Genomic DNA, 24,522 nt, shown 5'->3' on the forward strand with positions numbered 1-24,522 from the left:
AAATATGATGCAGGAGCTTCTTGAGGCTGCTCTGCTAGGACTGGCGCAGGTGAGCGCAGCGACAGCAGATGCTCAACCCCTTGTTGATGCGGCAATACAGACACAGAATGTAGCCCAGCCTGTAGTAGATGCTGCGGCTCAGGCAGCACAACCGCTGGCGGGTGCGGCTGTGGAGTTGTCTCAAACAACAGAAATGCTTGCCCCCGCTTTGGCTGGTGCTGGCGACGTTCCAGTGATGACGCAAGAAGCCGCTTCTACCGGTATGCTGCACTTCATCGCGCAAAGTGACATGGTAGGTAAAAGCCTATTTGTGATTTTGCTGATTATGTCACTGGCGAGTTGGTATTTGATTTTTGCCAAAGCCTTTGTGTCCTACCGCTTAAAACGTCGTTCTAACAACTTCCTGCGTGAGTTCTGGGCAGCTAGTTCGTTGGAACAAGTAGAAAACGAAATTGCTACGCATGGCGCTAACGAGCCATTCGCGCATTTGGCTAGCCACGCTATTCATTCCCGTAACCACCATGCGCGTTACGGTGCATTGAAACTGGAAGAAAAAGGCTCTACAGACTCATTTGTGATGCGCATTATGCGTAAAGTCATTGATGAAGAAACCGCTCGCTTGGAAAATGGCTTAACGCTGTTGGCGTCTGTGGGTTCTACTGCACCGTTTGTGGGTCTGTTCGGTACGGTATGGGGTGTGTACCATGCGCTGATCAACATCGGTCTATCCGAAGAAGTGGCATTGAACAAGATTGCTGGCCCTGTGGGCGAAGCACTGATCATGACTGGTTTGGGTTTGGCTGTAGCGATTCCAGCGGTATTGGCGTACAACGCTTTTGTACGTACAAACCGTGTGTACTTGGCTAAGCTGGATGCTTTTGCTCATGACTTGTTTACCTTCTTGACTACAGGCCAGCAAGTGCCTGATTCAAATGGCAATGGTCGTGGTCCAATCGGTACAGCACCACGCGTTGATGAACCTGTAGGCGTGGGCGCATCAGTAGCACCTGTACCTGCAGGGGGTGAGTAATCATGTCTTTTGGAAGCTTTGATAGCCGTTCCTCATCACAGACAGCCGCCGAGATTAATATGGTGCCGCTGATCGACGTGATGTTGGTGCTGCTGGTGATTTTTCTGATTACCGCACCGTTGCTAACGCATAGCATCAAAGTGCAATTGCCACAGGCTACTGCTCAGCCTGTGGAAAAAGACGCCAAGTCATTGGATTTGGCCGTCACGCTAGATGGTGCATTGTTCTTAAACAATGACCCAGTGGCAATGGAAGACTTAACGCAAACCTTGGCTATTTATGCTCAAGAGAAGCCGCAGCCAGAAATTCGTATTCGTGCAGATCAAGAAACACGTTATGAAATCTTGGCTCAGGTAATGAGCAAAGCCAAAGCGGCTGGGATGGTACGTTTGGGCTTTGTCACTCGCCCAGGCGCAGAGCAAGGAGCCGCTACTCCTGCACCAGCTGCGGCAACGGATAAGCCAGCGGGTAATACCGCTACGCCGTAAAATCCGTTATGCTGTTAAGCCGCAGAGCAGCGGCAGCATTCACCCCGTTGAAGCTTACGCCTCAGCGGGGTTTTTCTTTTTTAGTACCAACGAATCACTGTGAAATCCGCGTATGCGTCTATTACTTATAGAAGATGATGTCAGTTTAGGGCCTGCATTGCAGGAGTACTTGATGAGCCAAGGCTATGCCGTTGATTTGCAGGCAGATGGCACAGGTGGCTTGGGTGCATTGTCCGCAGTGGAGTATGAACTGGTGATTCTGGATTTAAATTTGCCAGATATTAGTGGTTTGGATTGGCTGCGTACCATACGCCAAAAAGGTATGGCGGTACCGGTATTGATTCTGACTGCACGTGATGAGTTGGAAGATAGGGTGGCCGGGTTAGATGCGGGCGCAGATGATTACGTGGTCAAGCCCTTTGAACTGGCCGAATTAGCAGCGCGCATACGTGCCTTTGCTAGACGCAGTGTAGGGCAAGCGCAATCGGTGTTGGAAGTGGGGCCATTGCTATTTGATATGGTGAGCCGCGAGCTACGCGTGCATGACCAACGTTTGGCTTTATCTGTGCGAGAGCTTTCCGTGTTGGAAATGCTCATGGCTAGAGTAGGTAAGGTGGTAACTAAACAGCAGATCGTGGCATCGTTATCTGCGAATGATGCTGACTTTAGTGAGAATGCGGTAGAAGTCTATGTGTACCGTCTGCGCAAACGTCTAGAGGGCTTACCGTTGCAAATACAAACTGTACGAGGGTTTGGGTATTCGCTGGAATTGCAAAGCGAGTAGTAAAAGCTGACGGTGCTGTGGATCAGGAGCGCACATGACAATGACAAAACGAAAAGGCATTCCTGCATTCTGGCAGCAAAATAGTTTGGCTCGACATTTGGTGGTGCGCTTGATGCCCCCCATTGTCATGTTGGTGATTCTGGATTTGGCCGTCACCTGGGTACTCACGCGGAAAATGCAGATAGAAGAGTGGATGCTGCGTGATATTTTTTGGACGATGGCGCTGACCCAACTGATTTTGGTGGGGTTGTTTACGTGGGTGTTAGTACGTGGTGTGCGTAGCGGCTTGGCGGCTATCCATGACTTAGCAGAACAGATCACCGAGCGTGATGAAGACGATACTCTGAGCCCCTTAAATGTGTCAGGCGTACCTCAAGAGGTCTTGCCACTGGTGTTGCACATGAATACCCTGCTTGCGCAGTTGGATGATACGCTGCAGGCTCAGAAACGATTCATAGGCCATGCAGCACACCAGTTTCGTACTCCGCTCAGTAGCTTGCGATTAGAGTCTGAACTCATGTTGGCGCAAGATCTACCATTGGATGTACGTACGCGTGCTGAGCGTATTAAACGCATCTCAGATCGTATGATTCGTTTGGGTGAGCAGTTGCTGGTACTTGCTAAGGCCGATGCCTCTACCAGCCCCAGAGACAGCTTGGAACGCCTAGATTTATGCGAATGGTCCAGAAATACCGGTGGGGAATGGTTGGCGAATGCACGCGAAAAGGGCATGCAACTGCAGTTAATCGCGCCTGATCAACCTGTATGGATTGATGCTGACCCCATTTTATTGGGCGAGCTGCTCTCTAACCTCATCGATAATGCGTTGAATTATGGTGTGGGGGGCAATAACCAGCTTTCCATACGCATTAATACCAACCCGCCTTCGTTAGCCGTGGAAGACAATGGTGTAGGTATTCAAGAGCAAGATGCGCAACAAGTGTTTGAGGCTTTTTATCGCGCACCATCACAAGCGCATAAAGGCCGTGGAGCTGGCTTGGGGTTGGCTATTGTGAGGGAAATTGCCGTGGTACACGGCGCATGGGTCAAATTGAACAGTAGACCGCATTTTCCGGGAACCCAGATCATGGTGATCTTTCCGGGTCCCCGTATTGGTACACGTTTACGACGTCAGCGTTTTCAGTCTGTAGACTGAGCAGATTCGTCGTCATCAGCTGGGTGATCGTCTGAGTCTATGCGGCTCACACGTACTTCACCCACGCGTCGGTCTACCATTTCCACGATCTCGAAGCGTAGGCCTTCACTTTCAATAACATCACCAACTTTAGGCAAAGCATCTAAGCTTTCTAGCATAAAGCTGGCAACTGAATTGAAGTTGCGGGCAATGCTTAAGTGGTTAGGTAGGTTCAGTTCTTGTGCCAAATGGAACAAGTCGGTACTGCCTTCTACTAGCCATTCATTGTCATCGACTTTACGTATGGCGGGTTGCTCGTCTTCATCGGGGAACTCACCAGCAATCGCTTCCAGAATATCTATAGGTGTGAGTAGGCCTTCAATAGTGCCGTACTCGTCAGCCACCAAAACAAACTGCCCTTTAGATTGTTTCAGCATCTGAATAACCATCAGTGGGTCAGTGTGCTCATGAGCAATAATGGGCGCACGTAATTCAGACCATTGGGTGACCACATCGTTGTCTTTAAGGTCGGCCAGCAAGTCTTTGCTTTTGGCTACACCAATAATGTGATCTAGCTGACCGTTACAGACTGGCAAGAAACTGTGTGGTGTATCACGCAACAACTGGCGGATGTTTTCGGCGGAGTCTTCCGTATTCACCCAGGTGATTTCGTTTCTGGGTGTCATCAGCGAACGTATAGGGCGCTGACTCAGGTTCAATACACCGCTAACCATTTTGCGTTCTTCAGCCTTGAAAGCGGAATCCACAAGATCATTTACCGCATGGCTATCGGCAGTACCTTCGTTTTCGTCATCAGTAGGTTTGCTGCTAAGCAAACGCATTACAGCGTCTGCCGTACGATCACGCATAGGAATGCGTGCTTGATGACGCAATACGCTACGACGTGCTAGCTGGTTGAAGAACTCGATAACAATAGAGAAACCGATAGCGGCATACAAATAGCCTTTAGGAATCGTTAAGCCTAAGCCTTCAGCAGCTAAGGCCAGGCCGATCATTAGCAAGAAGCTTAAACACAGCACCACAACGGTAGGGTGAGCGTTCACAAAGCGTGTCAGAGGCTTGGAAGCCCACATCATCAAGCCAATAGAGATGATGACGGCGGCCATCATGACAGGCAGGTGGTCTACCATACCTACCGCTGTAATGACGGCGTCTAGCGAGAATACGGCGTCTAGCACCACAATCTGCGCTACGACTATACCGAAGCTGGCGTAGGCTTTGTTTTTCTCACGCACCATCGGCGGGCCTTCTAGGCGCTCGTGCAATTCGCTGGTGGCTTTAAATAGCAAGAATATACCGCCCATCAGCAAAATAAGATCGCGTCCGGAGAATCCGAAGGAGCCGATGGAAAATAGCGGGGTTTTCAGTGTGACCAGCCACGAGATGACGCTAAGCAGAATGAGCCGCATCACCAGAGCCAGTGAGAGGCCGATAATACGTGCACGGTCCCGCTGGTGCGGAGGCAGTTTATCAGCCAGGATGGCGATAAAAATTAGGTTGTCTATACCCAGTACTATTTCAAGTACGACGAGGGTAATTAAGCCCGCCCATATGTTCGGGTCTACAAGCCATTCCATGATGTTGATTGAAGAGAAAAAGAAAAATAATAGGGTCTTTATATGACAGTCATGTCATTAGAGCTTGGGTTCGGCATCCTGCTCCTCTATGGGAGGAGATTTATGCGGTAAATCCATGTGACCGGGCTCGTTGGGGGCATAAGTAACCGTACGTTGGCTAAGTTCGCGTTTGATGGCTGCACGCATCAGCAAAATAGCAGTAACTGGGGAAGTGATTACTAGCAATAGCGTAATCAGCAGCGGATGAACAATAACGTGATCGCTTAGGTAAGAATACATCAACACCATTGCTAGCAGCATAAAAAACACACCTAAGGTGTTACCCAATGTAGGGGCGTGCATACGGCTAAAGAAATGACGTAGGCGTATAAGTCCTAACGATCCTACTAGTGTAATGATACCGCTGAGTATCAGTAGTAGGGCTGTAGGGATGCTAATCCAGAGTGGAATATCGTTCATGGCTCAATTACCTCACCACGTAACAAGAACTTGGCCATGGCAGCAGAGCCTACAAAGCCAAACAGTGCAATCAGCAACGCAATATCAAAATACAGGCGTGAGTCAAAACGCATGCCTAGCGCTAAAAGCGCCAGCATGCCGTTGACGTACATGGTATCCAGCGCCAACACACGGTCGCAGGCGGTAGGGCCGGTAGATATTCTATAGGCCGCAACGCTCATGCCAATTACAAAACAAGCCAAAGCAAAAAGGCTAGACCAATAAATGATGCTGTTCATTCAAAAATCTCTATAAGCGGCTGTTGATAGCGTTTCTGTATGGTGTCCAGCCACTGCTGTTCATCTTTGAGGTCCAACACATGCAGTGTCAGAATATTCTTTTCCTCGTTGAAACCAGACCACACTGTGCCAGGCGTATACGTCACGATGCAGGCGAGGGCACTTAACCCATGCGGGTCAGTGATAGTCAGGGGGATATCCAAAAAGCCGGGAGTGGCTCCTGATTTATCGCCTTTCAGTACGATTTTTCCTACCTCGATGTTGGAGTTCACAATATCAACGAATACGTTGAACATCAAACGTAGAGCAGTAAAGGGGCGACGTAAGCTAGCGCGTACAGGTCTGAACGGGATAGCAGCCAAAGACAATAAAATAGCCAGTACTGCACCTAGAGCAATATTGCCGGGAGACAGGGAGCTATTGAGTAGCAGCCAAAACACCAATAAAAACACGGGCAGAATCAGAAAGCTGAGTTTTTTTCTCATGGTGTTTCTCCTGTGTGCACAGGGCGATCCGCATTTTTCATGAGTACGGCATTAATGTAGGCGCTAGGACGATCCAAGTAACGGGCAGTACCTTCCAGGTAACTAGTGATGGGGCCAGCTTGAATACTCAGCCATACGCAGATAGTGATCAGTACTGTCACAGGTAATGCTTCGGTAGGACGCAAACGAGGCACACTGATGTTGTTGTGACTCCAGAACAAGCGAATACCAGTACGTGACAAGGCAATAATGCCGATAAAGCCAGCCAGTAATATAGTGGCGGTGAATATCCACGCGTTTAATGGGTCTGGCGTATAGCTAGAAGCTTGTAGCGCTGCCAAAATTAATGAGAACTTGGCTACAAAACCTGAAAGTGGAGGCAAGCCAATAATAATTAAGGCGCAAGCAATAAAGCTCATGCCTAGAAACACCAAGGCAGCAGGAATGGCTCTACCAACGACGTCAGAGGTGTTTTCGTCATCCTCGTCGTCGGTTAGCGCAAAGGCCTCGGCACTGGCCGCCAAAAAGTCAGAACCAAAGCTTTGTGCGCGGTTCACCATTTCCAGCAGCATAAAGAAAGCGCCTAAGCCCAATACTGAACTAATCATGTAGTACAGGGCTGGGCCAGTTAGGATCACACCTGGCATACCTAGGGCAGCTAACAGCGTACCGGATGATAGGATCACACAGTAGCCAGCCATACGTTGTGTGTTGTGGGCAGCCAAGGTACCAACAGCACCAAAGATCAACGTGGCAATACCGGCGGGGAACATCCAAGCCCCACCAAAGGCAGCGGGTGCACCAGTAGGTTCTAGCAAGGTACCTATGCGTAGCAGTGCGTAGATACCTACTTTGGTCATGATAGAAAACATACCGGCTACGGGCGGACTACTGTTGGCGTATCCGTCGATTAACCAGTAATTCAAAGGCCATGCAGCTGCTTTGATCAGGAAGGCTATGCCTAAAACGGCCGCTGCACTTTCAAACAGCAAGCGGTCAGGGCCAGAGAGGTGGCCGGCTTTGACTGCTAAGTCTGCCATGTTCAATGTGCCGGTTACGCCGTAAATCAGCGCCAGTGCAATCAACAGCAGGAAAGAGGCAATCAGGTTAACCGCAATATAGTGCAAACCTGCATTAACACGGGCTCGGCCTGAGCCGTGTAGCATCAAGCCATAGGACGCGGCGAGCAGTACTTCAAAGAATACGAACAGGTTAAACAAGTCACCGGTCAGGAAAGCGCCGTTCAGGCCCATCAACAGCAATTGGAACAGAGGGTGGAAGTGCACCCCTGAACGGTCCCAGCGTGCCGTAGCGTAAATCCAGGTTGTGGCTCCTAATACCGCAGTGAGCAACAACATTAAGGCGGATAGACGGTCTACAACTACAACGATGCCAAATGGCGCAGGCCAGTCACCTAATAGGTAGACACCTACCCCCTCAGGCCATGAGGTTTCGATGGTGCCGTCAGCCATGTTGAGCAGCAGCACCGCGACCAGTAATTGCAACGTAAAAGAGATAACGCTAAGCGCTATTTTGTACCGACGGTATTTATCCTGGCGTAACAGCATCAAGCCCGCTGCAATCAGCGGAATGATAATGGGGAAAATTGGCAGGTGTTTCAACAGCATCACAGCTCATTTTCCTCGCGGCCGTCTACGTGGTCTGTGCCGCTTAAGCCGCGGTTGGCCAGTAGTACTACTAGAAAAAGGGCAGTGGTGGCAAAACCGATCACAATAGCTGTTAGAACTAAAGCTTGGGGCAGGGGGTCGGCGTAGTTGCTTGGGTCAGAGCCCAATTCAGTTCCAATCACTGCAGGCGCATTGAGGGTGATGCGCCCCATGGAAAAAATGAATAAGTTAACGGCATAGGACAACAGGGAAAGACCCATGATGACCTGGAACGTACGGGGACGTAGCAGTAACCAGACGCCTGAGCCGGCCAAAATACCTATAGCTAAAGAGAGAACGATTTCCATTATTCTTCGGTATTTAGTGAGTTTTGGGGAGCGGGCAGTTTCCGGTAGAAACGCAGTGACTGGTGAGCCAATGCCAGCAACATCAAGATGGTAGAACCTACAACCAGCATGTAGACGCCAATATCAAAGAGCAGTGCGCTGCTGGTGTGAATTTCACCTACCCATGGCAGGGAAAGATCCCACTCTAGCGCTGCCAAGAAGGGGCGGTTAAACCACCAAACTATCATGGCAGCAAAACCAGCCAGTAGCATGCCCAGCGAGATCCAAGTTTGTGGATGCAGCAAGGGGCGGGACTCAACCCAGACAATGCCGTTCACCATGTATTGAATCAAAATAGCCGTGGCCATAATCAAACCACCCACAAAACCACCACCAGGTAGATTGTGACCACGCAGCAAGAAGTAGATGGAGATCAATGCAGCAATAGGCAGCAAGATACGCATCAATATAGCGGGAACTTTCGTTACCCCATAGGGTACGTGTTGGTCAGGATCAGGCTCTTCAAATGTCGCTGTCTCAAGCGGGGACAGTTCATCAGCGTTCTGTATAAGTTGACCGTATTTGTGACGTATTTCAAGCGGTGTGGTTATGGTTTCAACTGGAGGGCGGAATCGACGCAGCAGGGCATAGACGCTTAGTGCCACAATACCCAATACAGTGATTTCACCAAAGGTATCAAAACCACGGAAGTCCACAAGAATCACGTTCACCACGTTTGCGCCCCCACCTAGTGGCAGCGCTTGCTGTACCAAGAAGGGCGACACGCCATCCTCAACAGGTGGTCTGGTCATGATGGTGTAGGCCAATACAGATAGGCCCGCACCGGATAGCACAGCAATGGTTAAGTCACGGCCTCGACGGCGTAATGCTTTAAAGCGTGATAGCGGTGATAGATCATCTTCGTCAGTAGGCAAACGCTTGGGCAACCAACGTAGGCCAAGAAGAATCAGCACTACGGTTACTACTTCAACGGCCAACTGGGTGAGCGCCAAGTCAGGCGCTGACAACCATGCGTAGGTTAGGCTGGTGATTAAGCCAGCGGCTCCAGATAGCAGTAGCGCGGCAGGTCGGTGGAATTTTGCTTGATACGCAGCACCAATGGCGCAGGCAGCGCCGGCGATCCACATCAGTGCAAACAGAGGATCCATAAAGGTGGATTGCTCTGGCACGAACCATGTTCCACGGAACAGCGGCAAGGCTGTAACGACTAGGGTGGACAGCAGAATTAGTAGTACTTGGCGCTGCAGTCGTGGAGAGTAGGTTTTGTCGATCAGGAAGTCAGCAGCAGTTTCTGTCCAGCCCAAGAAGGCTTCAAAAATACGCTGGCCATCGATTCGGTACAGTAGGGGCGCGCGGTCAGAGCGACCTTGTCGGTAATTATCCAGTAAGAACACCAGCATGACGCCGCCCAGCATAGCGATGATACTCATCACCAGTGGCAGGTTGAAACCGTGCCATATGCGCAAGCTGAAGTCTGGCATTTGCAGATTCAGAATGGAGTGAGCGGCTACGTCTAAGAATGGCGCAACGGTATAACCCGGCAGTATCCCTACAGCCAAACAGATCAGCACCAAGATGATGCTGGGGATCAGCATTTGTATAGGTGGCTCATGTGGTTCGCGAGGCAGGTTTTTGGCTGGTGGGCCGAAAAACACCTGCACAATGAAACGCAATGAGTAGGCCACGCTGAAGGCGCTTGCTATCACAGCAATCAGCGGGATAACGTAATCCCACGAGTTACCATTGGCTGTATCAACTGCTTCAGCAAAGAACATTTCTTTGGAAAGAAAGCCGTTAAGCAAGGGAACGCCCGCCATGGCTGCCGCAGCCACACTGGCCAATAATGCGGTGATGGGCATGGCATAGCGTAGCCCTGACAGCCTATTTAGGTTACGTGTACCTGTTTCATGATCCACAATACCTGTCGCCATAAATAGCGAAGCTTTAAAGGTGGCGTGGTTAATGATGTGGAAAATCGCTGCAATCAGCGCCATGGCACTGTTCATGCCCAGCAGCAAGGTAATCAAACCTAGGTGGCTGATGGTGGAGTAGGCTAGAACCCCTTTCATATCGCGCTGGAAGGTAGCGAGGTAGGCACCCAGCAGCAAGGTGATTAGCCCTGAACCACCAATTAAAATCGCCCACTCTGTAGTGCCCGACAGCACAGGCCAAAAACGTGCCAAGACGAACACGCCTGCTTTAACCATCGTGGCAGAGTGCAAGTACGCTGAAACGGGTGTAGGGGCGGCCATCGCTCTAGGCAGCCAAATATGGAAAGGGAATTGTGCACTTTTACTTAATGCGCCAGCAGCCACCATCAAGAGCAAGAAGGGGTACCAGGCGCTTTGACGAATGCGATCGCCAGAAACTAGGATTTCACCCAAGTCGTAGGTGCCAGCAACTTGTCCCATCATCAATACGCCTGCCAGCAAACAGAGGCCGCCACCACCTGTAATGATCAGCGACATACGAGCACCACGACGCGCATCACGGCGGTGGTACCAGTAGGCGATCAGCATGAAGGACGACAAACTAGTCAGTTCCCAGAACACCACTAGCTGTATGACGTTTCCTGATAACACCACACCCAGCATCGCACCCATGAAGATTTGCAAAAACGCGAAGAAGCGCCGTACAGGTTCTTGAGCAGAAAGGTAGTAGTGAGCGTAGAGCGCGATTAATGCGCCCATCCCCGTGATGATGATGCTGAATAGCCAAGCCAGGCCATCCATGCGCAAATTGAAATAGATGTTATAGGCAGGAATCCAGTCAGAGGAGAACAGTAACACCTCATTACGGGATATAGCCGGAAAATTGACTAAAGTGAAAAGCGCGCAGGTTAAGGCAACCATCCCGGCAAGCGGAGCCTGAAGTTTTCGGGATTCGGCAGACAATAATGATGAGATCAGCCCACCAACGAAAGGGAGGGCTAGGATGACAAGCAAAGACATCGGGCTCCGGGGAAGACGAGATGTTTAAATCGGGAGAAAGGGCGATGTTCTAATAATACGATATTACTGGTAATTTCCACACATAATCTGCTAAAAAAAATGAAATTGCCCTGAACGTGCTTGATAAAGGTCAATGAGGAATTGTCCTATTGCAGTCAAAATAGTTGATGGTTGCAAAGATTTTGTAGGTTTCTGGAGAGTTTCATGGATATTGCACTGGCACAACCCCAACAACAGCGTGCCATCAACGAGGCAGCTGCTTCATTTCAAGTTCCAGAGGCACTAATCCGACGTTTCAATAGTTCGGGCCCACGCTACACCTCGTACCCTACAGCAGACCGTTTTTTGGAAGAGTTCGCCCAACAGCATTATGTGAATGCTTTGGAAGCACGAGCCAGTAGCAAACAGCAAATGCCTTTGTCGCTGTACTTCCACCTGCCTTTCTGTACGTCACTGTGCTATTTCTGTGCGTGCAATAAGATCATCACGCAAGACAAATCACGCTCGGCAGAGTACTTACAGTACTTGTTTAAAGAAATGGCGATGGTGGTGCCCCATTTGGGAGACGACCGAAAAACGGGCCAGTTGCACCTAGGTGGTGGGTCACCTACGTTTTTATCCAACGATCAAATGTCGTTGTTGATGCAAGAAGTCAGAAAGCATTTTGACTTTACCGATGATGCAGAAATCAGTGTGGAAATTGATCCACGTACTATTGATGACCAGATGCTGGCGCATTTGGCGAGTTTAGGTTTCAACCGCACCAGTTTTGGTGTGCAGGATTTTGATGTGGCGGTGCAAGAGGCTATTCACCGCATCCAGCCTTATGACATGGTGGCTAAAGCAATAGAGACCAGTAGGGCGGTGGGTTTTGAGTCCATTAATACCGATTTGATTTATGGCCTGCCAAAACAAAGCGTGCAAAGCTTCAGTGCAACCTTGGACCAGTTGATTGCGCTGCGCCCTGATCGTATTGCCTTGTACAACTACGCGCACTTGCCGCAGCGCTTCAAGGCGCAGCGTTTAATCAATGAGCAAGATTTGCCCGATGCCGAAACACGTCTGCAAATCTTCTTGATGGCAACGCAGCGGCTGTTGGATGCGGGGTATGACTACATAGGTTTGGATCACTTTGCATTGCCAGAAGATGAACTGAGTCGCGCACGCTTGGATCAGAGTTTGCATAGAAATTTCCAAGGCTATACCACACGTGCAGACAGTGATTTGGTGGCATTCGGTGTGTCGGCTATAGGTAAAGTGCAAGGTACACATGTGCAAAACGATAGGTCCTTAAAAGCGTACTACGCCTGTTTGGATGAGGACCGTTTGCCCGTCAGTCGTGGTATCCAGATGACGGCCGATGATGAACTACGCGCTGAAGTGATTATGCAGTTGATGTGCAGTATGCCCGTAGACAAAGCGCTAGTGTCGCAGCGTCACGGTATAGATTTTGATGCGTATTTTGGCGATGAATTGCAGCGTTTGAGCTTGTTTGAAGATGCTGGGCTGATCATTGTTGATGAGCGTATGCTGCGTGTCACAGACACGGGGCGTTTGTTTGTGCGAGGTATCAGTATGGTGTTTGATGCTCACCTGCATAAACGTACTACCGCGACTTACTCGCGGCTTATTTGATTGTTAAAAGTTAAAGGACTCCCTGTGTTAGAAACCATTGTTGAGCGGTTACGGTTAAAGGGTAAGGCATTGCTGCCTGTGGTTCAGGGCGGGATGGGGGTCGGTGTGTCGGCACACCGTTTAGCAGGCAGCGTGGCTGCGTTAGGGGGTATGGGAACAATCTCTAGCGTGGACTTGCGCCGCCATCATCCCGATTTGATGGCTCGTACACACAAGAGCAAAGATAGTAGCCTGATTGATATGGTGAACTTAGAGGCTCTAGACAGAGAGGTTCGCAAGGCTAAGGCGCTGGCCAAAGAGTGTGGTGCAGTGGCTGTCAATATCATGCGTGCAGTATCGCAGTACGCAGCGTATGTGAAACAAGCGTGCGAAAGTGGTGCTGATGCGGTGGTGGTAGGTGCAGGTTTGCCGCTAGACTTACCGGAACTTACTGCTGATCACCCTAACGTGGCGTTGATCCCTATTTTGTCAGATGCTAGGGGTATTCAGTTGGTGCTGCGTAAATGGATGCGTAAAAACCGTTTGCCAGACGCCATCGTGATCGAGAACCCAAAATTTGCAGCGGGCCACTTAGGTCTGGCTGATATTGAACAGATGAATGACCCCATGTATGCGTTCCCGCGCGTGCTGGAAGAAACACGTGAAGTATTCAAAAAGCTGGATGTAGAGAAAGAAAACATCTCGTTGATCGTGGCAGGCGGTATTAATAATCCAGAGCAGGTCAAAACTTTGCTAGGACAAGGTGCTGATGCGATTCAGTTGGGCACAGCGTTCGCAGTAACGGAAGAGGGTGATGCTGACATCCGTTTCAAGCAAGTATTGGCACAGGCTAAGCCTGAAGATATCGTGACCTTTATGAGTGTGGCAGGTTTGCCAGCACGTGCTGTGCGCACGCCTTGGTTGGACTCCTACTTACATAAAGAGTCCAAGCTGCAAGCGGTAGCACAAGAGCGTGCGTGCTCTGAGGGCTTTGATTGCTTGGCGCATTGTGGTCTGCGTGACGGGGTTGCACGCAGTGGCCAGTTTTGCATTGATAGACGTTTGGCCTACGCACTAGAGGGTGACGTTGATCGTGGGCTGTTCTTCCGTAGCTCGGAAAAACTACCATTTGGCGATCAAATTCGCTCTGTGCGTGACCTGATGGAATTTTTGTTGCAAGCAGTGCGTGTGGGCGTACCTGCGCACGCCTAAGTTGCTATTTGGCTATTACTGTCTCGTGTGGGGCAGTAGTAGCCTCTGCTGGACTACCGCGCTCGTACAGTTGCTGGGCTTGTGTGGAGTCCAGTTTGAAATTAGGGTCGTCAAACGTGGCCTGAGGGCTGTTGGCCATTTTCTGTAAAAAGCTTTCCCAGGGTTGGGATACAGGCTTTGGGGTTTCAATAGTTTTGCGCAACGCGCGTGATGGTGTCTGCTTTTGCTCCGGGGAGTAATGCGCGACATCAAATTGCCCCGTCATAATACCGATTTCACGTAATACGGCAAAAGCCTGTACAGGATTGCGGAACTGTCGCGGCTGGCGACTTTTGCTGGTGATCAGAATAGCAGTCTGGGCAGAGCGCATTTGGATCTGGATAAAGAATGCGTCACCTTGCCCTTTCACAATGACATTGGTGACGCCGCCCGCTTGGGTGGCAGCACGCAATTGCGGCAAAGTAAAAGATTGCAGGGTACAGGAGGCCGACAGGGTGCTCATTGGGTGATCAAAATAACAGTGAAAGTTGTGACAAGTGCACATTATGCCGTGTATCGCCTGTTTTCGCATCTTCCGGCAAGCAGAAGCCCACGTATGTGTGCTAGGGGGATATAATGGAAGATTGTTTATTTAGCGTACCGGTCCTTTCATATGACAACGACTATTATTGAAAATCTTCCAGTAGGTCAAAAAGTAGGTATTGCCTTCTCTGGTGGTCTGGACACCAGCGCGGCTTTACTGTGGATGCGTAACAAAGGCGCGATCCCTTATGCTTACACCGCCAACCTGGGTCAGCCTGACGAGTCGGACTACGATGCTATTCCGCGCGCTGCCATGAGCTACGGCGCCAAGGATGCTCGCTTGGTGGATTGTCGTATGCAATTGGTTGCCGAAGGGATTGCAGCATTGCAAAGTGGCGCATTCCACGTTTCCACTGCTGGCGTTACCTACTTCAACACTACCCCTATTGGTCGCGCAGTAACTGGCACCATGTTGGTAGCGGCAATGAAAGAAGACGACGTCAACATCTGGGGTGATGGCAGTACTTATAAAGGTAACGACATCGAGCGTTTCTACCGTTATGGTTTGCTGACCAACCCACAATTGCGTATTTACAAACCTTGGTTGGATCAACAGTTCATCGACGAACTGGGTGGTCGTTCGGAAATGTCTCAGTACATGCAAGAGCATGGCTTTGACTACAAAATGTCTGCTGAAAAAGCATACTCCACCGATTCCAACATGCTGGGCGCTACACACGAAGCCAAAGACTTGGAATTCCTGAACAGCGGCATCAAGATTGTGAAACCTATCATGGGCGTAGCGTTCTGGCGTGATGACGTTGAAGTGAAAGCTGAAGTGGTTACAGTGCGCTTTGAAGAAGGGCAGCCTGTAGCACTGAATGGTAAAGAGTTTGCTAACCCTGTTGAGCTGATGCTGGAAGCTAACCGCATTGGTGGCCGTCATGGCTTGGGTATGAGTGATCAGATCGAAAACCGTATTATTGAAGCGAAGAGCCGCGGTATTTACGAAGCGCCAGGTATGGCATTGCTACACATCGCCTACGAGCGTTTGGTATCTGGTATTCACAACGAAGACACTATCGAGCAATACCGTATTAACGGCTTGCGCTTGGGTCGTTTGTTGTACCAAGGCCGTTGGTTCGATCCTCAAGCCATTATGCTACGCGAATCAGCGCAGCGTTGGATTGCTAAGGCTGTGACTGGCGAAGTTACACTGGAACTGCGTCGTGGTAATGACTACTCTATCTTGAATACAGAGTCGCCTAATCTGACCTACAAACCAGAGCGTTTGACGATGGAAAAAGAGGGTGATGGTACCTTCTCTCCACGCGATCGTATTGGCCAGTTGACGATGCGTAACATGGATATCGTTGATACCCGTGGTAAGTTATTCACGTACGCTGATGCAGGCTTGCTGACATCCAGCTCTGGTGCTGAAATGCCTAAGCTGAAAGACTAAGTATTACAAGAGATGGGCAGCCAGTGGTTGTCCATCTGTACTGCTTAAGTAATAAAAAAGCCACCCAATGGGTGGCTTTTTTGCATCCAGCACTAGTGCTTAATCGTCTAGTTGCCCTAGAAGTAAGAACTCCATCAATGCTTTTTGTACGTGCATGCGGTTTTCAGCCTCATCCCATACTACGCTTTGGGCGCCGTCGATCACGTCAGCGCTAACTTCTTCGCCACGGTGAGCAGGTAAGCAGTGCATAAAGAGGGCATCAGCATTAGCTTCGGCCATCATTTCGCTATCTACGCACCAGTCGGCAAACGCTTTGCGGCGCTCTTCGTTCTCGGCCTCAAAGCCCATGCTGGTCCAAACGTCTGTGGTGACCAAGTCAGCGCCTTTGCAGGCTTGCATAGGGTCTGCAAACTCTTGGAATACGGCGGGGTCTGGGGTACCAATCAGGTTTTGGTCTAGTGTGTAGCCTTGTGGTGCGGAAATATGCAGCTTGAAGCCTAGCAGTTCAGCAGCTTGCAGCCAGGTGTAGGCCATGTTGTTGCCGTCGCCTATCCATGCCACGGTTTTGCCTTGAATGCTGCCGCGGTGTTCGATATAGGTAAAGATGTCAGCCAAGATCTGGCAGGGGTGAAATTCGTTGGTAAGGCCGTTGATCACGGGTACGCGAGAGAACTCAGCAAAACGCTCTAGGCGGCTTTGTTCAAAGGTACGGATCATCACGATATCTACCATGCGTGAAATCACGCGTGCGGTATCTTCAATGGGCTCAGAGCGGCCTAGTTGTGAGTCATTGGCTGTTAGGTTAATGACTTCGCCACCTAGTTGGTACATGCCGGCTTCAAATGAAACGCGGGTGCGTGTACTGGCTTTTTCAAACACCATGGCCAGAGTGCGGTCATGCAGTGTGTGATGGGGCTGGTAATTTTTGAAGTGGTCTTTGATGACGCGAGCTCGGTGCAGAAGATAAAGGATTTCTTCTTTGTTCAGATCACTAAACTGTAGGAAATGCCGTATCGGCGCTGCTTGAACCGTGGTACTCATAAAAAACCCTAGGCAAAAGAAAACATATTACCCTGTCAGCGACTATTGAGCAAAATTTGCTGTGTATGACAGGCATAAAACCATGGCTTATGAAATTGTGTGCATAAAGGTGTAGTGTTGCATGCAATGCGATACAATGCCGATGACGAAAATTTTTTATGATTAAGCTAAAGGCTATTGGGCATTTTGAATTAGCATGACAGGGCAACTCCAGCTTATTATTCACGGAACAACGAATGAAGGCCAGCGTTTTAGACCCAGCGATTGGGCAGAGCGTTTGGCCGGTGTGATGTCACAGTTCAGACCAGCAGGCGCAGCTGGCGGACACTTAACCTATTCCCCTTACGTGGTACCTCGTTTAATCGATGGGGTGCGTTGCGTGGTGGTGGATGCACGTCTGAGAGAGCTAGAACCACTAGCATGGAAATTTGTGGTTGGCTTTGCGCAAGACAATAATTTAAAAACATCCGGCATGCCAACGGATTAATCCGACCGAAATAAGTGGCCCTTTATTTTTATGAGAAAGTGGCGCTAGTCTTTTATACAGTACGGAAAGAAAGAAGTTGGGCTTATAAAGAATTTGGCAATAAAAAAAGGGTGCTTAAGCACCCTTTTTTACGACCAGGTCGCTGCCAATTAAACCCAACTTTCAATCATTAGGCAGCCATTGCCTTAACGGCAGCAGCCAGGCGGCTTTTATGACGAGCGGCCTTGTTTTTGTGAATGATGTTTTTGTCAGCAACGCGATCGATCACGCTGGATGCTTTGCGCAGCACTTCGTTAGCAGCTGTCTGATCGCCAGCTTCTACAGCTTGACGCACACGTTTGATAGATGTGCGCAGCATGGAGCGGATGCTGGAATTGTGTTTGTTACGTGCCACTGCTTGGCGGGCACGTTTGCGAGCTTGTGCGGAATTAGCCATATATATAAATTGATTAGTAAGTTTAATTGGCAAAGACTAATATTCTAAAGCCTTAATTAGGCCTTGTAAAGTGCCTGAGCCGGAATCCGCACAGTAGCAGGGGTACAAAATAGCTAATGGCGCATGCCAGCATCAACCCTAACAGATACAGCAAGCGTATTGCGGGTTGGGCGTTTAACTCAGTCCAGCTTATGTAGTGGGAGCCTGCCCACAACACAAAGCCTAATAATGCCAACGCGGGAAGTACGCGTACTATAAACAGCCCCCAGCCTGGGCCGGGTTTGTATAGTCCACGTTTGTAAAGCAAGGTCAGTAGCACCAGCGCATTGATGCTTGCGCCTATACCAATGGAAAGGGCAAGGCCTGCATGAGCAAATAAAGGTACCAAGACTAGGTTCAATAATTGCGTCAGTATCAGTACCACAATGGCTATTCTAACCGGTGTACGTATGTCTTGGCGTGCATAGAATGCTGGAGCCAGAATTTTAACAGCAAGTAAACCCAATAACCCTACGGAGTAGGCAGCCACGGCTGTGCGCGTCTGGGCTACGTCGTAACTGTTGAATTCACCGTAGTGAAACAGGCTGGCGACCAAGGCATCAGCAATTAATGCCAAGGCTAAGGCACAGGGTAGGCCAAATAGAATAATGAGCTTCAGGCCCCAATCTAGCAGTTGTTGGTACTGTTGCGTAGAGTCACCGGCGTAAGCGGCGGAAAGTTTAGGTAGTAATACGGTACCTAACGCCACGCCAAGTAATGCGGTGGGGAACTCCATTAAGCGGTCAGCAAAAGACAGCCAGGTCACGCTCCCGGGTGTCAGCCAAGTCGCAATGTTAGTGTTGATCAGTAGTGATATTTGTGCAACTGATACCCCCACAATAGCTGGAATCATTTGCTTCATAATGTGCTGCACGGTGCTGTTCCGCCATGCTGCACGTATATTTATGCTAAAGCGGGGCAATAAACCTAGGCGATGCAGAGCATGCCATTGCACCAGTAATTGCAGCACACCGCCTATCATCACCCCTACTGCCAATGCATAAATAGGGGTGGCGAAGTAGGGGGCTAGTAATAGACTGGCACCAATCATGCTGATATTCAGCAAAATAGGTGTAAAAGCTGGTACAGCAAAACGGCTCCAGGTGTTTAGTACACCTGAGGCAAAAGCGACCAAAGACATGCATAAGATGTAAGGGAACATCATGCGTGTCATCCAAATGGCGGCATTAAATTCGGTTTGGCGTTCTGCGGCGCGTAGGCCACTGGCCATGAGGCTGACTACCCATGGTGCTGCCAGGATACCTATGAGGCTGACCAGCATCAAAATGGCAGTAAGTAGAAGCGCAACTTGATCCAGTAACGTACGAACTTCATCGTGGCTGCTGTTCTTGCGGGCATTACCTAGGATAGGAACAAAAGCTTGCGAGAACGCGCCTTCGGCAAAGAGCCTACGCAACAGGTTAGGGATACGGAAAGCCACCCAGAAAGCGTCTGTAAGTGGCCCGGCCCCGAATGAGCGAGCAATAAGGATGTCGCGTGCGAGGCCGGTAATGCGGGACAGCAGCGTAAAGCTGCTGACCGTTGCTGCTGACTTAAGTAAACCCATTAGCGAGGTGCCATGCGAATAGCGCCATCCAAGCGAATGGTTTCGCCGTTGATCATATCGTTATCTATGATGCTCAGTGCCAGTTTAGCGTAATCTTCTGGTGTGCCCAGTCTGGATGGGAAAGGTACGCTGGCTGCCAGAGAGTCTTGTACTTCTTGTGGGAAGCCGAACATCATAGGGGTGCCAAAAATACCGGGGGCAATGGTCACGCAACGAATGCCCAGTTTTGCTAAGTCGCGTGCGATAGGCAATGTCATACCTACTACACCGCCTTTAGAGGCTGCGTAAGCGGCTTGACCAATTTGACCTTCGTAAGCGGCTACGGAGGCTGTGTTGATCAGCACGCCGCGCTCTTTTGTGGACAGAGGCTCATTGTTGCTCATGGCCTGAGCAGCCAAACGGTTCATGTTGAATGTACCGATCAGGTTGATGCCAATCACCTTTTGGAACAGTGCTAAATCATGCGCACCTTCGCGGCCCACAATACGTGATGCTGGAGCGATACCGGCGCAGTTGATCAGGCCGTAGAAATTACCTAGCTCTACTGCTTTATCAATCACACGCTGAGCGTCGTCAGGGTTAGTTACATCACAATGCACGAAGTGCTGGTTCAGTTCTTTGGCTAGTGCTTGGCCAGCCTCATCTTGTACGTCTGCAATCACTACTCGGGCGCCTTGCGCGCAAAGCTTTCTGACCGTGCCTGCTCCCAGACCCGATGCTCCGCCCGTTACAACAAAAGTATGATTTTTTACCTGCATGAAAGTCTCCGTTAATTACAAAAAAATCCGGCTTGCCAGTGCCGGATTTATGAATGTAACGTTCTCTGGTTTAGCTGTTTAGGGCTGCCAGAATACGTGCCTTGATTTCCTCTACCGAGCCTACTCCGGAGATTTTACGGTATTTAGGCGCGTTGGCGTCACCTGAGTCCGCCCAGCTAGAATAATAATCAACCAAGGGACGTGTTTGATTGGCGTATACATCCAAACGGTTGCGTACTGTTTCTTCGCAATCATCATCGCGTTGAATCAGTGCTTCGCCCGTAATGTCGTCCACACCTTCAGTTTTTGGAGGGTTGAATCGCACGTGGTAAGAGCGTCCGCTTGCGGGGTGTACGCGACGGCCACTGATGCGCTCAATAATATCTTCGCTTGGCACATCAATTTCAATGACGTAGTCCAATGATACTCCGGCATTTTTCAACGCATCAGCTTGGGGGATCGTACGTGGGAAGCCGTCGAACAGATAACCGCTGGCACAGTCATTCTGAGTGAGACGGTCTTGTACTAGACCAATAATGATGTCGTCCGATACTAGTTTGCCGGCATCCATCACCGCTTTGGCTTCCAGACCTAATGGAGTCTGGGCTTTAACGGCTGCACGAAGCATATCGCCCGTGGAAATCTGAGGAATAGAGAATTCCTGAGTGATGAAAGTGGCCTGGGTGCCTTTCCCGGCACCGGGTGGACCGAGCAGTATCAGTCGCATACGTTCCTCCTGAGGAAAGTGATTTTTTGATTGTGGGTAGCTGCATAAATGCAGCAATAAACTAAATAATATGCGCTAACGGAAGGCCTATAGGCTATTCCTCACGATATCCCGTACTTTTGCCAGGTCCTCGGCGGTATCTATGCCGGGAGCTGGAGGGTGAGCGGAGCGACTAACAACAATGCGATAGCCATGCTCAAGAGCACGCAATTGCTCCAGTAATTCGATTTGCTCCAGACTGCCACGGGACAGGGTGGGAAATACTTGCAGAAAACTGGTGCGGTATGCGTAAAGACCTATGTGCTGCAGAGCTGGAAGCTCTGGCGCTAAACGTTGTACGCCATCGGCTAATGCCTCACGAGCCCAAGGGATGGGAGCGCGTGAAAAATACAGAGCGTGATCAGTGTGATCCACTACGATTTTGACGGTGTTGGCGTTGAATAAGGTATCTGCCTCGGTGATTGGTACGCCTAGTGTGGCGATGCTGGCACTAGGGTTCTGTGCCAAGGTTTGTGCAACCTGATCAATCAAAGAGGGGTTAATCAGCGGCTCGTCGCCTTGTACATTCACCACAATTTGCTCAGGCGCGACATTAAGCGTGCGCACAACCTCTGACAGGCGATCGGTACCGGTAGGGTGATCTGGGCTGGTGAGTACAGTTTCTAGTCCCGCAGAACGCGTGACCAGTGCAATTTCTTCAGCGTCGGTGGCAACAATAACGCGGCTAGCGCCAGATTTAAGCGCTTGCTCGGCGGTACGTACCACCATGGCTTTACCGCCTATATCTAGCAGAGCTTTGTTGGGGAGTCGCGTAGAAGCTAGTCTAGCGGGGATAACGGCGATAAAGCTCATGCGTTATCAGTCTGGGTATCCAGAGAGCGGGCTTCGTTGATCAGCATGACGGGTATACCGTCACGTACAGGAAAAGCCAATTGATCAGCATCGCAGATCAATTCCTGATCCTCGGGTTGATACCGCAATTGGGCCTTACATTGCGGGCAGACCAGAATATCGAAGAGGCGGCGTTCCATATGGGCTCCGGCTATACAGCAAAACAAGTAATCAAACAGTAACCCAGCAGTAATGCTGGCAATGAGCATATTAATGCCGTTGCAGCTTTTCTAACAGGGGGGCGTACCAGTCAGCTCTGGAAAAAAGTGCAGAAACTTCGGTGATCCAGATGCGTTTATCAGCAAACTTTTTACATTTTACGGCATCTTTTGGGGTGATTAGTATGAAATCTGCGTCAATTTTCCCAAAAGGGCTGTAACTATAGTCGTAGTGGTCTGGTAAAGACAATGGGGACTGAGGGTTAACCCCAAATTTTCTGAGCATGGCAAAAAAACGCTGCGGTTGTCCTATAGCCGCTACGGCGCTAACCGTCTTGCGGTTAAATAAGGCTAGGGCCTCGTCTGGCGTGATGCATTGACCAGTCTCTAAATTGCGAAATGCGCTAGGCCAAAGCTGCATAGTGACGTGTGGTACACCCTGTATGTACTCAGGCGATGTGGTGATGTCAGAGCCTGTTTGTTGCGTCACAATCAGATCGGCGTGTTGCAGTTGAGAGGGTAAATCACGCAAAGGGCCCGCCGGCAACAGGCGACCATTACCTAAGCCGCGCTCATCTTGCACAATAATTTGTGCTTGACGTCCTAACTGTAGATGTTGCAGGCCGTCGTCGGCGATTACAACATCTACATCAGGAAATTGATTATTTAACGCTTGCAGTGCTTGGGCCCGTTTGGGGTGTGCGGCTACGGGAACGCCTGTTTCTCGTGCAATCAGAGAGGGTTCGTCACCTAAGTAATTGGCTTCAGCGCTGTGTGCGGACGTATGGGCTTGTTCCCTTATGCGTACGCCATACCCTCGGCTGATGACGCCGGGCTGGTAGCCGTGGGATCGTAGTATGTCAATCAGGGCTAAGGTAACTGGAGTTTTACCAGCGCCACCTACGATGAGATTGCCTACGACAATAACGGGTGTGTGGCTGCTGTAGATGTCTTCGGGGTGCTGTTGGTAATGGCGCCGCTTACCTTCGACGATGCGTTTAGTAATGCATGACAAAGGCAGCAGTAGGGTGCTAAGTAACCCTTTGTGCTGCCATGCTTTATGTATACGTTTAACGAGGAAGCTATGAATGCTCATGGCGATGGCTGTGTGGCAAAGCTTACTTTGCCTAGTTGTAAGCGCTGGGCGGCTTCCAAGACGCGTACTACCGCAGCATGTGGTGTGGCGCTGTCTGCGTAAATCAATAAGGGTTGATGTAGCGGCAGATCGCGTAGGGCTACTTCCAGTGCTTGGGCTGTATGGCCGTCAATACTTAGGCCATTTAACGCGTACAGCCCGTCTTGGCTAATGGCCAGGATGTTGCTGTTTTCTAGTTCGGTTGCGCTGGAGACTTGTGGCAGGCTTAAGTCTAGCTTTTGTATTTGTGTGAATGTTGTGGTTGCCGTTAAGAAAATCAACACTACCAGTAGTACATCAATCAGAGGGATGAGATTGATGTCTATGGGTGAGGCTGAGGGTGTAAAACGGCGCTTGAAGTTCATGGCTGTCGCGACTCAATCAGGCGGTTAAGACGGCTGGCTTCGTACTCTAGGCGGTGCAAAATAAAATCTGCGCGAGCGCTAAAGAAACGATGAGCAATCAAGGCAACAATAGCAATCAAAATGCCAAAGCCAGTGTTATATAAGGCAATGGAAATGCCGTGCGCCAGTTGCGACGGGTCGCTGCCTTGGGGTTGGTAAGCGCCAAAAAGCTCAATCATGCCAATGACCGTGCCAAACAGTCCAAGTAAGGGGGCGATCACGGCAACAGTCGCTAAGGCACCTAAGTAACGGTGTAGTCTAAAAGCTAGATCTCGACCTACTTGTTCAGCGGCTTCTTGTCGGGTGCTTAGTGGTTGATTCTGTAGACTGAGGATTTGCGCGCTTAACATGCCAAAACCACTGTCTTGCTGTAGTTCACTAAGCTGGTTTTGCGCCACGATGGGTTGGGCCGCTAAATCAAATGCGCGCTGAATAGAGCGTTCAGACAGGTAGTAACGACGACGTAAAGCTAGGCTACGTTCGAAGATCAGTGCTAAACCGATAATGGAAGTGGCAATCAGTAGCCATATAGGCCAGCCAGCAGCAGCCAGAATAGAAGACACGTTAGTTTTCCTGCGTAGCGGTGGCGGGCGGTGAAGCCCAAAACACTTTTTATTATAATGGGACGCTATAGGGGTGGGGGAGTTTTGGTGTGGATTGCTGCGTTTTATAAAGAAGTGATGAGAGTTCAGTGGCTTAGCGTGTCTATCCACAAAATCTGTGGATAATTATGTGCATAAGAGTGGCTAAAGGCTGCTCTGATAAGGCTTGGAAGTTCAGTGGTTAAAAAAGTCCCATTTTCATGGGGTTTGTTTTTTTTGTTTTATATCAATGAGTTATTCTTGATAATTGTGGCAGGCTCTGCAAATGATGAGTCATATGGATG

General features: G+C 49.9%; 26 protein-coding genes. 8 read left to right on the plus strand and 18 right to left on the minus strand.

Annotated elements, in window-relative coordinates; translation table 11 throughout:
* The first annotated feature begins 7 nt into the window (after nt 1-7).
* The 4 genes from ACLO87_RS05520 (at nt 8) to ACLO87_RS05535 (ending at nt 3,458) form a co-directional block, all read left to right on the plus strand.
* Nucleotides 8-1,030 (plus strand): MotA/TolQ/ExbB proton channel family protein, encoded by a 1,023-nt coding sequence (locus ACLO87_RS05520; RefSeq protein ID WP_430223728.1) that lies wholly within the window; start codon nt 8-10, stop codon nt 1,028-1,030.
* A gap of 2 nt (nt 1,031-1,032) precedes the next feature.
* On the plus strand, nt 1,033-1,518 hold the full coding sequence (locus tag ACLO87_RS05525) for an ExbD/TolR family protein (protein ID WP_430222999.1): 486 nt from the start codon (nt 1,033-1,035) through the stop codon (nt 1,516-1,518).
* A 112-nt stretch (nt 1,519-1,630) separates the two neighbouring features.
* A complete protein-coding gene (locus ACLO87_RS05530) occupies nt 1,631-2,302 on the plus strand; it encodes a response regulator (RefSeq protein WP_430223000.1) in 672 nt (223 codons plus the stop codon).
* Nucleotides 2,303-2,336: 34 nt separating this feature from the next.
* The gene (locus ACLO87_RS05535) at nt 2,337-3,458 is read left to right on the plus strand and encodes a sensor histidine kinase (protein ID WP_135866251.1); all 1,122 of its coding nucleotides are present in this window, start codon (nt 2,337-2,339) and stop codon (nt 3,456-3,458) included.
* On the opposite strand, the gene ACLO87_RS05540 is transcribed toward ACLO87_RS05535, so the two are convergent.
* From ACLO87_RS05540 to ACLO87_RS05570, 7 genes are read right to left on the minus strand one after another with little or no spacing between them, the layout of a single operon-like run.
* Nucleotides 3,443-5,035 carry a TerC family protein gene (locus ACLO87_RS05540; RefSeq protein WP_135866846.1) on the minus strand — a complete coding sequence of 531 codons (1,593 nt, stop codon included), beginning with the start codon at nt 5,033-5,035 and terminating at the stop codon, nt 3,443-3,445. The two genes, ACLO87_RS05535 and ACLO87_RS05540, sit on opposite strands and share 16 nt — an antisense overlap.
* 57 nt (nt 5,036-5,092) lie before the next feature.
* Complete coding sequence (gene mnhG, locus ACLO87_RS05545) at nt 5,093-5,494, minus strand: monovalent cation/H(+) antiporter subunit G (protein ID WP_430223001.1); 402 nt, start codon at nt 5,492-5,494, stop codon at nt 5,093-5,095.
* Entirely contained in the window at nt 5,491-5,772 is a 282-nt protein-coding gene (locus ACLO87_RS05550) for a K+/H+ antiporter subunit F (protein WP_135866849.1), read from the minus strand. Before ACLO87_RS05550 ends, mnhG begins: the two co-directional genes overlap by 4 nt.
* Nucleotides 5,769-6,257 (minus strand): Na+/H+ antiporter subunit E, encoded by a 489-nt coding sequence (locus ACLO87_RS05555; RefSeq protein ID WP_135866851.1) that lies wholly within the window; start codon nt 6,255-6,257, stop codon nt 5,769-5,771. Before ACLO87_RS05555 ends, ACLO87_RS05550 begins: the two co-directional genes overlap by 4 nt.
* On the minus strand, nt 6,254-7,885 hold the full coding sequence (locus ACLO87_RS05560) for a monovalent cation/H+ antiporter subunit D (protein WP_430223002.1): 1,632 nt from the start codon (nt 7,883-7,885) through the stop codon (nt 6,254-6,256). Before ACLO87_RS05560 ends, ACLO87_RS05555 begins: the two co-directional genes overlap by 4 nt.
* The gene (locus tag ACLO87_RS05565) at nt 7,885-8,232 is read right to left on the minus strand and encodes a Na+/H+ antiporter subunit C (RefSeq protein ID WP_135866426.1); all 348 of its coding nucleotides are present in this window, start codon (nt 8,230-8,232) and stop codon (nt 7,885-7,887) included. The genes ACLO87_RS05560 and ACLO87_RS05565 overlap by 1 nt, the downstream gene beginning before the upstream one ends.
* Nucleotides 8,232-11,183: a monovalent cation/H+ antiporter subunit A gene (locus tag ACLO87_RS05570; RefSeq protein WP_135866424.1), complete on the minus strand. Its 2,952-nt coding sequence runs from the start codon at nt 11,181-11,183 to the stop codon at nt 8,232-8,234. The genes ACLO87_RS05565 and ACLO87_RS05570 overlap by 1 nt, the downstream gene beginning before the upstream one ends.
* 204 nt (nt 11,184-11,387) lie before the next feature.
* Here ACLO87_RS05570 and hemN point away from each other — a divergent pair, with 204 nt between their 5' ends.
* Nucleotides 11,388-12,818, plus strand: a complete 1,431-nt coding sequence (gene hemN, locus ACLO87_RS05575) for an oxygen-independent coproporphyrinogen III oxidase (RefSeq protein WP_430223003.1) — start codon at nt 11,388-11,390, stop codon at nt 12,816-12,818.
* A gap of 24 nt (nt 12,819-12,842) precedes the next feature.
* Nucleotides 12,843-14,009: an NAD(P)H-dependent flavin oxidoreductase gene (locus ACLO87_RS05580; protein WP_430223004.1), complete on the plus strand. Its 1,167-nt coding sequence runs from the start codon at nt 12,843-12,845 to the stop codon at nt 14,007-14,009.
* A 4-nt stretch (nt 14,010-14,013) separates the two neighbouring features.
* On the opposite strand, the gene ACLO87_RS05585 is transcribed toward ACLO87_RS05580, so the two are convergent.
* A complete protein-coding gene (locus ACLO87_RS05585) occupies nt 14,014-14,511 on the minus strand; it encodes a hypothetical protein (RefSeq protein WP_430223005.1) in 498 nt (165 codons plus the stop codon).
* A gap of 150 nt (nt 14,512-14,661) precedes the next feature.
* Between ACLO87_RS05585 and argG the strand changes: the two genes are divergently transcribed.
* A complete protein-coding gene (gene argG / locus ACLO87_RS05590; protein ID WP_430223006.1) occupies nt 14,662-15,993 on the plus strand; it encodes an argininosuccinate synthase in 1,332 nt (443 codons plus the stop codon).
* A gap of 99 nt (nt 15,994-16,092) precedes the next feature.
* Here argG and argF read toward each other — a convergent pair whose 3' ends face one another.
* A complete protein-coding gene (gene argF / locus ACLO87_RS05595; protein WP_135867135.1) occupies nt 16,093-17,034 on the minus strand; it encodes an ornithine carbamoyltransferase in 942 nt (313 codons plus the stop codon).
* Between the two features lie 196 nt (nt 17,035-17,230).
* Between argF and ACLO87_RS05600 the strand changes: the two genes are divergently transcribed.
* Nucleotides 17,231-17,521, plus strand: coding sequence for a DUF3579 domain-containing protein (locus ACLO87_RS05600; protein WP_135867137.1), 291 nt, complete (start codon nt 17,231-17,233; stop codon nt 17,519-17,521).
* 169 nt (nt 17,522-17,690) lie between these two features.
* Here the strand turns inward: ACLO87_RS05600 and rpsT are convergent, their stop codons facing one another.
* The 9 genes from rpsT to ACLO87_RS05645 form a co-directional block, all read right to left on the minus strand.
* Nucleotides 17,691-17,957: a 30S ribosomal protein S20 gene (rpsT, locus tag ACLO87_RS05605; protein ID WP_166407616.1), complete on the minus strand. Its 267-nt coding sequence runs from the start codon at nt 17,955-17,957 to the stop codon at nt 17,691-17,693.
* Nucleotides 17,958-18,009: 52 nt separating this feature from the next.
* Complete coding sequence (murJ, locus tag ACLO87_RS05610; RefSeq protein WP_135865485.1) at nt 18,010-19,563, minus strand: murein biosynthesis integral membrane protein MurJ; 1,554 nt, start codon at nt 19,561-19,563, stop codon at nt 18,010-18,012.
* A complete protein-coding gene (locus tag ACLO87_RS05615; protein WP_135865487.1) occupies nt 19,563-20,321 on the minus strand; it encodes a 3-hydroxyacyl-CoA dehydrogenase in 759 nt (252 codons plus the stop codon). The genes murJ and ACLO87_RS05615 overlap by 1 nt, the downstream gene beginning before the upstream one ends.
* A gap of 70 nt (nt 20,322-20,391) precedes the next feature.
* Entirely contained in the window at nt 20,392-21,048 is a 657-nt protein-coding gene (adk, locus tag ACLO87_RS05620) for an adenylate kinase (RefSeq protein WP_135865489.1), read from the minus strand.
* A gap of 87 nt (nt 21,049-21,135) precedes the next feature.
* Entirely contained in the window at nt 21,136-21,900 is a 765-nt protein-coding gene (kdsB, locus tag ACLO87_RS05625) for a 3-deoxy-manno-octulosonate cytidylyltransferase (protein WP_430223007.1), read from the minus strand.
* A complete protein-coding gene (locus ACLO87_RS05630) occupies nt 21,897-22,079 on the minus strand; it encodes a Trm112 family protein (protein WP_135865493.1) in 183 nt (60 codons plus the stop codon). The genes kdsB and ACLO87_RS05630 overlap by 4 nt, the downstream gene beginning before the upstream one ends.
* A gap of 70 nt (nt 22,080-22,149) precedes the next feature.
* On the minus strand, nt 22,150-23,193 hold the full coding sequence (gene lpxK, locus ACLO87_RS05635) for a tetraacyldisaccharide 4'-kinase (RefSeq protein WP_135865495.1): 1,044 nt from the start codon (nt 23,191-23,193) through the stop codon (nt 22,150-22,152).
* Nucleotides 23,190-23,597: an ExbD/TolR family protein gene (locus ACLO87_RS05640; RefSeq protein WP_135865497.1), complete on the minus strand. Its 408-nt coding sequence runs from the start codon at nt 23,595-23,597 to the stop codon at nt 23,190-23,192. The genes lpxK and ACLO87_RS05640 overlap by 4 nt, the downstream gene beginning before the upstream one ends.
* Nucleotides 23,594-24,199 carry a MotA/TolQ/ExbB proton channel family protein gene (locus ACLO87_RS05645; protein WP_135865498.1) on the minus strand — a complete coding sequence of 202 codons (606 nt, stop codon included), beginning with the start codon at nt 24,197-24,199 and terminating at the stop codon, nt 23,594-23,596. The genes ACLO87_RS05640 and ACLO87_RS05645 overlap by 4 nt, the downstream gene beginning before the upstream one ends.
* Nucleotides 24,200-24,522: the final 323 nt, after the last annotated feature.

Source organism: Paenalcaligenes sp. Me52, assembly GCF_050487965.1.
GTDB lineage: Bacteria > Pseudomonadota > Gammaproteobacteria > Burkholderiales > Burkholderiaceae_B > Paenalcaligenes.